The 9881-nt window shown below is 38.4% G+C and carries 10 protein-coding genes; 7 read left to right on the forward strand and 3 right to left on the reverse strand.

What is annotated here, in order from left to right; translation table 11 throughout:
• The 3 genes from ACO1D1_RS12960 to ACO1D1_RS12970 all read right to left on the reverse strand — a co-directional run.
• A partial coding sequence (locus ACO1D1_RS12960; protein WP_423336158.1) for a hypothetical protein occupies window positions 1-451 on the reverse strand: 451 nt, incomplete at its 3' end.
• Between the two features lie 58 nt (window positions 452-509).
• On the reverse strand, window positions 510-1031 hold the full coding sequence (locus ACO1D1_RS12965; protein WP_149870235.1) for a hypothetical protein: 522 nt from the start codon (window positions 1029-1031) through the stop codon (window positions 510-512).
• 155 nt (window positions 1032-1186) lie between these two features.
• Window positions 1187-2257, reverse strand: coding sequence for a CotH kinase family protein (locus tag ACO1D1_RS12970; protein ID WP_149870236.1), 1071 nt, complete (start codon window positions 2255-2257; stop codon window positions 1187-1189).
• A gap of 177 nt (window positions 2258-2434) precedes the next feature.
• Here ACO1D1_RS12970 and ACO1D1_RS12975 point away from each other — a divergent pair, with 177 nt between their 5' ends.
• The 7 genes from ACO1D1_RS12975 to ACO1D1_RS13005 all read left to right on the forward strand — a co-directional run bounded on the left by ACO1D1_RS12975 (window position 2435) and on the right by ACO1D1_RS13005 (window position 9781).
• A complete protein-coding gene (locus ACO1D1_RS12975) occupies window positions 2435-3127 on the forward strand; it encodes a hypothetical protein (RefSeq protein WP_149870237.1) in 693 nt (230 codons plus the stop codon).
• A gap of 289 nt (window positions 3128-3416) precedes the next feature.
• On the forward strand, window positions 3417-4775 hold the full coding sequence (locus ACO1D1_RS12980; RefSeq protein ID WP_149870238.1) for an arsenic transporter: 1359 nt from the start codon (window positions 3417-3419) through the stop codon (window positions 4773-4775).
• Between the two features lie 138 nt (window positions 4776-4913).
• A complete protein-coding gene (map, locus tag ACO1D1_RS12985; RefSeq protein ID WP_149870239.1) occupies window positions 4914-5657 on the forward strand; it encodes a type I methionyl aminopeptidase in 744 nt (247 codons plus the stop codon).
• A gap of 215 nt (window positions 5658-5872) precedes the next feature.
• Entirely contained in the window at window positions 5873-6841 is a 969-nt protein-coding gene (locus ACO1D1_RS12990) for a ring-cleaving dioxygenase (protein WP_149870240.1), read from the forward strand.
• Between the two features lie 47 nt (window positions 6842-6888).
• Window positions 6889-7500 (forward strand): alpha/beta hydrolase, encoded by a 612-nt coding sequence (locus tag ACO1D1_RS12995; RefSeq protein WP_149870241.1) that lies wholly within the window; start codon window positions 6889-6891, stop codon window positions 7498-7500.
• Window positions 7501-7705: 205 nt separating this feature from the next.
• Complete coding sequence (locus ACO1D1_RS13000) at window positions 7706-9358, forward strand: CoA-disulfide reductase (RefSeq protein WP_423336159.1); 1653 nt, start codon at window positions 7706-7708, stop codon at window positions 9356-9358.
• A gap of 147 nt (window positions 9359-9505) precedes the next feature.
• On the forward strand, window positions 9506-9781 hold the full coding sequence (locus ACO1D1_RS13005; RefSeq protein ID WP_423336160.1) for a metal-sensitive transcriptional regulator: 276 nt from the start codon (window positions 9506-9508) through the stop codon (window positions 9779-9781).
• Window positions 9782-9881 lie beyond the last annotated feature (100 nt).

The raw sequence follows: 9881 nt of genomic DNA on the forward strand, positions 1-9881 counted from the left end.
TTTCAGCTTTTTCCTTTTTAGTTTCCTTCTCTTTAACAAATCCCTTTAAGATATTGGATATGTGCGTTATTTTAATTAAGATGCGCTCTTCACCATTAATTAGAGTAGCGAAATCAGTATCAATATCACTTAGAACACCACTAAATCTTTGCTTATTGATACTTAAGATGGTTACCCAAGAATGGTGGAATGAGTGTAAAAGTTCTGATAAGCTCTGTGTTTTTTGAAACTCCGCTGTTGGTTCCTCAGGCTGAAACTGCCTCGTGTTTTTTGTGATCGCTTGAATTTTATCAATGTTGTAATAAAAAATGTATTTATCTTCCGTTTCCATTACCACATGATCCGGTTCCACGCCAATCAGTTTTCCTTTATAAATGTCTTCACCTACATAGAGATTTACATTAAACCCCTTTAATAAATCTAATGCAGCTGAAAATTTATCTAACCCCATGTTTCATCCTCCTTAAGAGATAATGTGTCGCTTCTCTTTTGGAGAAGCGACGTAATGGTTATTCGTTATCCTCATTGTCATCGTTATTTTGGTTGTTATCGTTATCCTCATTTTGATCATCGTCATTGGAATTTTCGGAGTCATTTTTCTTCTTTTCAACCATTAAGCCGTAGCTAATATTGCGTATATGTTTCATGGAAAAACGTACCACTTCGTCTTGTACGATAAGTGAAGCGAAATGTTTATTTGCATCACTGAGTACGCCTTCCAATGACTCCGAACCGCCGCGGTTTATTTTTACCCATTGGAATCTGATGCTTTCCAGAAGTTTATGAAAGTTTTCCGCTGTCTTGTAATCTAATTTTGTTGGAACCTTTATTCCGAAATTCAGGATGTCCTTGGAACTTTCTGTCACGCTTCTGACATGGTTCGTCTTGTAGTAAACCACACCATCGGTTTCTGTTAATAGGACAAAATAGTCTTCAAATACTGCCAGTAATTTCCCAATTCTAGATTCTGGGCCTCCCCGGTCAACCCTGATTGTTTTACCCACATGTTGATTCATCATTTCTCTATCCATAAAAGAATTTTCCTCCTTTAATTTAAATAAACATTTACACTGCATCTATATGTATCACGGGGTGATGTTGTACTAATAAAGTAGCCTTTTTTTCATAGATGCGGTAAAAAATAGGCAAAAAAAAGTATATGATATTTAACCATATACCTGTTCCTTTATTGGATTTTCGTCATTTGTTGTTTCAAAAAAGCATTTCTTTTTTGAATAAAAGTTTGTATGAATTCCTTTTCTCTATCCAATATTTCCGAGGTTGTTTTAATAAACGGATCGAGATGAAGGTGTGGTTTAACTGATTCAAATAGTTCATCAATCCTCTCAGTTTGTGATTCAACAGTAAACTCATAATCTAAAACGGCGGATAGAATATTCCGATATTTTTCTTTCACATCAGGAAAATGAAGCAATCTCCCAGTTAGCGTATTATAGCCAGTTATAGGCACAAAGTCATGGTCGAGAGGTTTCCCATGGAGGTCCCTGCCCCAGGTGCCATCATAATCCCAGGGGGTGATTTCATATAGGCCGGTTCCACCATTTTGATATAGTGCATAATTATGGATAAAACCGTCGAAGTTTTGGGTACAAACAACGCCAGTCAACCACGTTAAATACTGGATGACATCAAGCACCTGAGGTATTTGTTGTTCAAACTCTTCATTGCCTAATGTATTAATCATAGCAATCAATTCTTCTAAATTGGCGAGGTCATTTTTTTCCCCATATTTGATTGTGTAGCCTTCGTCCAATGTTGTTTTTAATTCTTTGTCTGGATTTAATAAGGAGAAATTTGCGTGATAATTGGTGGCGTAAATGATTGGACCATGCGGTAAATTTCTTTTTTTCAAAAAATATTGATCGAATGATTCGAGCTCTAGATAAATTCCTTTACAATAGCCATTAATATATAGGAGGATATGCTTGGAGTGTGGTGAGATGACGCCTATTCTGTCAAAGAAATCAAGTGATAGCTTATTACGGCTGAGTGATACATCATTAAATTCGGCATTTAGATGGATTTCGTGGGCTCCGTTAACGGTATAAGGTTTTTGAAAAATGATATCATAGGATTTCTTTTTCTTCTTTCTAATCACATTTCCGCGATACTTTATGTTGACTGAAAATTGGTCACTACCGATTTTTAGGGTAGCAGGGACATGCTCATTCAACCAAATATCTTTATCCAGCTGGTTTAACATCTTGGGATTAATGAAAATCTCATATTTTTGCAATGGTAATACCCCTATAAATATATATTTTTAAAATATTATGCTCGAAATATAGCAATGGTGCCGTATATGGGCATTTGGTTAATTATAAAAAAATAAATGTTTGTCTATAACCAATTCCACTTCTTCCCCATAAATTAACAATGAGCATAAAACTTAAGAAAGTGGTGGAAGGGGAAAATGAGTATGGTGATGGAAGAACTGTTATTACAAGCAAAAGAAAATGGGGTCGTGGACTTTTTAGTCAATAACCCTGTGGAATTCAAGTTAGGCAAGAAAGGAAAAAAGGGAAAAAAGCACAGTAAAGGGTCAAAAGGAGGAAGTAGGGGCAGTCACGGTTCAAGAGGATCATCCGGTTCCCACGGTAGTCATGGTTCATCCGGTTCCCACGGTAGTCATGGTTCATCTGGTTCCCACGGCAGCCATGGTTCATCTGGTTCCCACGGCAGTCATGGTTCATCTGGTTCCCACGGCAGTCACGGTTCATCTGGTTCCCACGGCAGTCACGGTTCATCCGGTTCCCACGGCAGTCGTGGTTCATCTGGTTCCCATGGCAGTCATGGTTCATCTGGTTCCCACGGCAGTCATGGCTCGAAAGGCTCAAAAGGCAGTAAAGGTTCGAAGGGCAGCAAGGGCTCTAGGGGCAGTAAAGGAAAAAAGGGACCAAAACATGGACCGCTAGCTAAAAAGCGTAAGCCTGGTCCAAAAGGCTCGAAAGGCTCAAAGGGCAGCAAAGGCAGTAGGGGATCCAAAGGCTCACACGGCTCGAAGGGCAGCAAAGGCAGTAAGGGATCCAAAGGCTCGCACGGCTCAAAGGGCAGCAAAGGCAGTAAGGGATCCAAAGGCTCACATGGTTCAAAAGGAAACGAATAGTCTTTACTGTTAATCTGTCTTTTATCAATTATTTAAACCATTAACATGCCGATACCTAAACAGTATCGGTTTTCTTTTGTTGATGGAAATGATAATTAAGCTCAGGAAATCCTATTGTTGCTAGTTCATATACCTAGTAAAAATGGTGAATGACACCTGCCTATTTTGTTTCCTTACGAGATATTCGTTTAGAACAAGCCTTCCTCTGTTACGTAAAATAGACCAAAGGACAAGAGGTAGCAAACGAAAAAAAGAAGGGAAACTAATTGAAGGGAGAAAATTCATTTTTATGTATCATCAATCAACGATGATCATCACCATATTTGCATTTATTTTCACAATGGCTTTGATATTTATCCGTCCAAAAAATATGAATGAATCAATACCAGCCACGATTGGAGCCATTCTCGTATTTTTAAGCGGGAGTGTTTCGACGGGCGATCTGCTTGATATAAGTTCAAAAGTTACAGGAGCCGCCATCACCATTATTGCCACTATCGTTATGGCCATTGTGCTTGAAAGCTTCGGCTTTTTCAGTTGGACCGCTGCGCTTATGTTAAAATTGTCAAAAGGGTCAGGAATTCGCTTATTTTGGAATACGTTACTGCTCTGCTTTTTAATGACCTTATTTTTTAATAACGATGGTAGCATATTGATAACTACACCCATACTTATCCTCATTTTAAATAATCTTAAGTTAAAAAACAGCCAAAAAATACCCTTTCTTTTAAGTGGTGCATTAATCGCAACTGCTTCTAGTGCTCCAATCGGGGTTAGCAACATAGTCAACCTTATCGCTTTGAAAATAATCGGAATGGATCTTTATCTGCAAACAGAAATGATGTTTGTTCCTGGTGTGCTTGGATTACTTTTCTTATCCTATTTGTTGTTTCTAGTGTTTAAGAAGGATATTCCAACGGAAATTGGCCACCATTCCTACTCAATCCCTTTACAAAAAAATCGGCCTTTCCATCCCTTGCAGAAGAACGCCGAAAATTTATTTCACCAACAGAAGAAACTCATGATAAACATGTTAATTTTTGTATTCCTCGTTAGAATTAGTCTATTTGCTGCCTCTTTTATTGGCATTTCCGTATCACTTGTAGCGGTATGCGGTTCAATCATCTTATTAATTTGGAGGTGGATCTATTTAAAGGTAAATCCTAAAGACGTAGCAGGAAAAATTCCATGGCATATATTAATCTTTGCATTTAGTATGTATGTCATCATCTTCGGCTTGCACAATATCGGCTTAACGTCTATCTTAATAGATAATCTGACATCACTCGTCCATGACAGCCTGTTACATGCAAGCTTAACAATGGGTGTCATAACAGCTTTGTTGTCAAATATCTTTAACAATCACCCAGCCTTAATGATTTCCACTCTCGCCTTGACAGATATGGGACTAGACCCGCTTATTATGAAAACAGTGTATCTGGCCAATATCATCGGCAGTGATATCGGCTCACTGATCCTGCCAATAGGAACGTTGGCCACCCTGATTTGGATGCATATTTTAAAAAGAAATAAAATACAAATCACCTGGGTTGAATATATGAAGATTACCCTCCTTGTCATTCCACCAACGCTCATATTTACACTAATTTGCTTATATGGATGGCTGCTGCTTGTATTTGTACCGTAATACAGCCAAAAAAGATCCCCACAGACAACCACTGTCCATTGAAAACCTGACAGCGCAATATGGAATTTTGCATCGGTATTAGGTACAATCTAAGACATGGATGTTTTATCTAAAATTATTTAGATTGGGGAAAGAAGAATGATTGCCAAGACAGAAGAGGATTTTAATGGTTTAAAAGCGATAGGAAAAATCGTTGCATCAATAAGAGATGAATTAGTACAAAGAACGAAACCTGGTATCACAACAAAGGAACTTGATGATATTGCTGGAGCACTATTTGAAAAGGCAGGGGCTGTTTCAGCACCGAAAGGGGAATATGATTTTCCAGGTTATACTTGTATCAGTGTGAACGAAGAAGTGGCACATGGCATTCCCGGCGATCGGGTTATTAACGAAGGGGATCTAGTAAACATTGACGTTTCGGGTTCCAAAAATGGCTATTTTGCTGATACGGGTATTTCTATTGTTGTTGGGGAAGGCGATGAACTATTTAAGAAAATCTGCAGCGTTGCAAAAGAAGCATTTGAGGCAGGACTAAAAAAAGCAAAACCAGGTTCAAAAATAACTGGAATGGGTAAGGTCGTTCACCAAATTGCCAGACAGCATGGATTAACAGTTATCAAAAATCTAACTGGTCATGGAATAGGACGGACAATCCATGAAGCACCAGAGTATATTTATAATTATAACGAAACTTCGGACAACGGCCTGTTAAAAGAAGGTATGGTTATCGCATTTGAACCATTTATCTCAACCTTAGAAGAAGAAGTATTTCAAGTGGAAGATGATGAATGGACCTTTGTTACCGAAAACAGCTTTGTTGCACAGTATGAACACACATTAATTATCACCAAAGAGGGACCAATCATTTTAACAAAATAAAAGGGAAATTTTTATAATAATATTTACGCTGTCTTAGGATCCTGGACATTTTCTTTAAAGAAAATGTCCAGGATCCTTTTTTAATGTGTATATACCAAATACCTCCTGATAAACTATTATTGACACATTACCATTTATGAATTACAATTATCTCATATTCAAGATAAATTAATTTGAGATAATTGCTAATAAAATCATAGCAAGGAGTGATGTACGTGGAACTATTAGGACTACATCATGTGTCTATCCTAACAGGTAAAGCAGAAAGAAATTATGACTTTTTTACCAAGATTCTAGGAATGCGATTGGTTAAGAAAACCGTAAATCAAGATAACACAGACTCCTATCATCTTTTTTATGCGGATGCGGAAGGAACTCCTGGAACGGATATTACTTTCTTTGATATTCCCGGCCTTGGGCACACATATAGAGGAACATCAGATATTTCTACAGTATCGCTTAGGGTGAAAAGTACAGATTCATTGTTATTCTGGAAAGACCGTTTTGATCATTATCGAATTCAACATGATGAGATTGAAAAAAGAGCGAACCGCGACACACTAGCCTTTAGAGATTTCGAAGGCACACAATTAATCCTTGTCGCAGATAACGGCGAAAAGGGTGTACGAGCAGGGGTTCCATGGGAGCGTGACGATATTCCATTAGAACATACAATTATCGGATTAGGACCTGTTACACTGACTGTTGGCATTGCCGAACCAACCATTGGGGTGTTGACTGAGGTTATGGGATTTCGCTCCGTCGGTTCTTATCCATCGCTTGATGGAAAGCATCCGGATATATTGGTATATGCAACCGGCGAAGGCGGCAGCGGTGCAGAAGTCCATATTGAAACCAGACCAGAACTGCCTAGAGCTAGATTAGGCCGCGGCGGGGTACACCATGTCGCTTTTCGGGTTCCGAACGAGGAAGAATATGATCAATGGGCAAAGAGACTAAAGGAGTACCGTTTGCCGAATTCCGGAAAAGTTGAGCGATATTATTTCAAAGCATTGTATTTTCGAGAACCAAATGGCATATTATTTGAACTTTCAACAGATACTCCAGGATTCGCTACAGATGAACCAATGGAAACAATGGGTCAAAGCCTGGCATTACCACCATTTTTGGAACCAAAACGCGTCGATATTGAAGCGAAATTAAGACCATTGGAACTTCGTTAATGTAGGCCGACTCCTAAATTAGAATCATGAAATGGAGGAAATAGAAGATGAAACATATATATAATCCAGGGAAAGACGCTGCAAAACCCACATTACTTTTACTGCATGGTACTGGTGGAAATGAACTGGATCTTTTACCACTTGCGGGAATGATTGATGATGAGGCAGCTGTATTAAGTGTCCGAGGAAATGTATTAGAAAATGGAATGCCTCGTTTTTTCCGCAGATTAGCAGAAGGAATTTTTGATGAAGAGGATCTTATTTTCCGGACAAAAGAGTTAAACGAGTTTCTTGACGAAGCAGCTAAAAAGTATCATTTTGATAGAAATAATATTATGGCTATTGGTTATTCCAATGGAGCCAATATTGCTGCAAGTTTATTGTTTCACTATCAAGATGCATTAAAAGGGGCAATTCTTCATCATCCGATGGTTCCGAGAAAAGGTATTGAACTTCCTGACTTAACAGGAAAATCAGTATTTATTGCCGCTGGAAAAAACGATCCTATCTGTTCCCCGCTCGAATCAGCTGAACTACAATCATTATTAGAGAAAGCAAACGCAAAAGTGGAGCTCCATTGGGAAAATAGGGGTCATCAGTTAACCGTCGATGAGGTAGAAGCGGCGGCTGCATGGTATAAAAAGATTGTAAACAAGTAATAAAGTTCAAGACAGGGAATGAATCCCTGTCTTTTCTCATTTAAGAATATCACTAATTGTGAAGAAATTGTGAAAGTCAGGAAAGATGGCTTTACAATCTTATTTTGCGGTTTATAATACCCATATAGGTATTAAACCCATGGGGGTATATCTTGGAGGGTATGAATGGAAGGGTTCTTGTAAAATAAATTTGGAGGGATATAAAATGACCAAGAAAATCATCATCATCGGTGGAGTTGCAGGTGGTGCAACTACAGCAGCAAGATTAAGAAGAATGAATGAAGAGGTAGAAATTATCCTTGTAGAACGCGGTGAACATATTTCATTTGCCAATTGCGGTTTACCTTACTATATTGGTGAGACAATTAAAGATAGAAGTAAATTATTAGTGCAGACGGTAAGAGGAATGTCTGAACGGTTCAAATTGGATATCCGCAATTTCAGTGAAGCATTGAGCATCGATCCAGAAAACAAGAAGGTGACGATCAAAAATTTACAAACGGGGGAAGTGTACGAAGAATCATATGACAAATTATTATTATCACCAGGTGCACGACCTATTGTCCCTCCAATCCCGGGAATAAATGAAAACGGGACTCTATTTACTTTACGAAATATTCCTGATACAGACCGGATCAAAAACTATGTTGATTCTAACAATCCTAAAAAGGGAGTCATTATCGGCGGCGGTTTTATTGGGATTGAAATGGCCGAAAACTTAGTGGATAGGGGAATAGAAGTAACTATTATCGAGATGGCCAATCAAATAATGGCTCCGATTGATTTTGAAATGGCTAGTATTTTACACAGTCATTTAAAAGAAAAAGGTGTACAGCTAATTTTAGAAAATGGTGTTCAATCATTTAGTGACGAAGGAAAGCGGATCGTCCTATCTGATGGGACGGAAATGGAAACAGATATGACAGTTCTGTCTATCGGTGTTAGACCGGAAAATGAATTGGCTAAGACAGCAGGTTTGGAATTAGGAGAGCGCGGCGGAATCATTGTAAATGAGTACCTTCAAACATCGAATCAATATATTTATGCTGTTGGAGATGCAGTAGAAGTAGTTGATTATATAAGCGGTGCAAAAACGATAATCCCGCTTGCCGGACCTGCTAACCGTCAAGGTCGGATAGCTGCGAATAACATGATGGGGAAGAAAGAGAAGTATCAAGGAACAATGGGTACCTCAATTGCGAAGGTGTTTGACTTAACTGTCGCTGCCACTGGAAATAATGAAAAACTATTAAAGCGCTTAGGTATGTCCTATGAAGTCGTTCATATTCACCCGAGCTCACATGCAGGGTATTACCCAGATGCAGCACCAATTGCCTTAAAAGTAATATTTGAGAAACAAACTGGAAAAATCTTTGGAGCCCAAGCCGTAGGCGCGGACGGTGTCGATAAGCGGATCGATGTGATTGCTACAGCCATAAAAGGCGGTTTAACGGTAGAAGATCTGACTAACCTTGAATTATCCTACGCCCCACCGTATTCGTCTGCTAAGGATCCTGTAAATATGGCAGGCTATGTGGCATCCAATATCACAGAAGGTGAATTGGAGCATATTCAATGGCATGAAGTGGACCAAATTGTTGCAGAGGGTGGACTCTTAATCGATGTTCGAGAGCCAATGGAACGTGAATTTGGATATATTGAAGGCTCCATAAATATCTCCCTAAACGAACTAAGAAATAAATTAGCGGATATTCCAAAAGATCAGACCATTTATGTCAGTTGTCAAGTAGGATTAAGAGGATATTTAGCCAGTCGGATTCTAAAGAATAACGGTTATCGTGTTAAAAATGTAGATGGCGGTTGGAAAACGTATTCTTCTGTAAGAAACGGTGATTAAATTTTGGATTAAAAAGATATAATACAGGCATATTGGCATCGTCAATTGATGCTCTTTTTGCTTGAAAAAATATACGGTTGACAAAATACCCTAATGGGTATATTATATAACTTGTCAATATCGTTCTGTATCAAGGAGGTTACGTGCATGGATTATAATGATCAAATGAAAAATAGAGTGAAACGGATTGAAGGACAATTAAGAGGAATTCTTAGAATGATGGAAGAAAATAAGGATTGCAAAGAAGTGATCACCCAATTATCTGCAGCAAGGACAGCCATCGATCGTACAATTGGGGTTGTCGTTAGTTCTAATTTAGTGGAGTGTGTTCAAAAAGCCACTGAAGAAGGCGAAAGAAGTATGGAAGAATTAGTAAAAGAAGCGGTTAATCTGCTGGTGAAAAGTCTGTTAAAGAAGGGTTGACACCTTCTTTAATTTTTAATACTATTATACCCATAGGGGTAATGGTAAGTATTCTTTAGGAGGAATGAATCAGTGAATATAGCGAAAGTATTAGATGCAA

Source organism: Neobacillus sp. 19 (genome assembly GCF_049463095.1).
Lineage (GTDB): Bacteria > Bacillota > Bacilli > Bacillales > Cytobacillaceae > Neobacillus.

What these genes read in the sequence shown, in the direction of transcription:
- ACO1D1_RS12965 (WP_149870235.1), bottom strand. Translation starts at nt 1,031, where the DNA reads ATGGATAGAGAAATGATGAATCAACATGTGGGTAAAACAATCAGGGTT.
- ACO1D1_RS12995 (WP_149870241.1), top strand. Translation starts at nt 6,889, where the DNA reads ATGAAACATATATATAATCCAGGGAAAGACGCTGCAAAACCCACATTA.
- ACO1D1_RS13000 (WP_423336159.1), top strand. Translation starts at nt 7,706, where the DNA reads ATGACCAAGAAAATCATCATCATCGGTGGAGTTGCAGGTGGTGCAACT.
- ACO1D1_RS12975 (WP_149870237.1), top strand. Translation starts at nt 2,435, where the DNA reads ATGAGTATGGTGATGGAAGAACTGTTATTACAAGCAAAAGAAAATGGG.
- ACO1D1_RS13005 (WP_423336160.1), top strand. Translation starts at nt 9,506, where the DNA reads ATGGATTATAATGATCAAATGAAAAATAGAGTGAAACGGATTGAAGGA.
- ACO1D1_RS12980 (WP_149870238.1), top strand. Translation starts at nt 3,417, where the DNA reads ATGTATCATCAATCAACGATGATCATCACCATATTTGCATTTATTTTC.
- map (WP_149870239.1), top strand. Translation starts at nt 4,914, where the DNA reads ATGATTGCCAAGACAGAAGAGGATTTTAATGGTTTAAAAGCGATAGGA.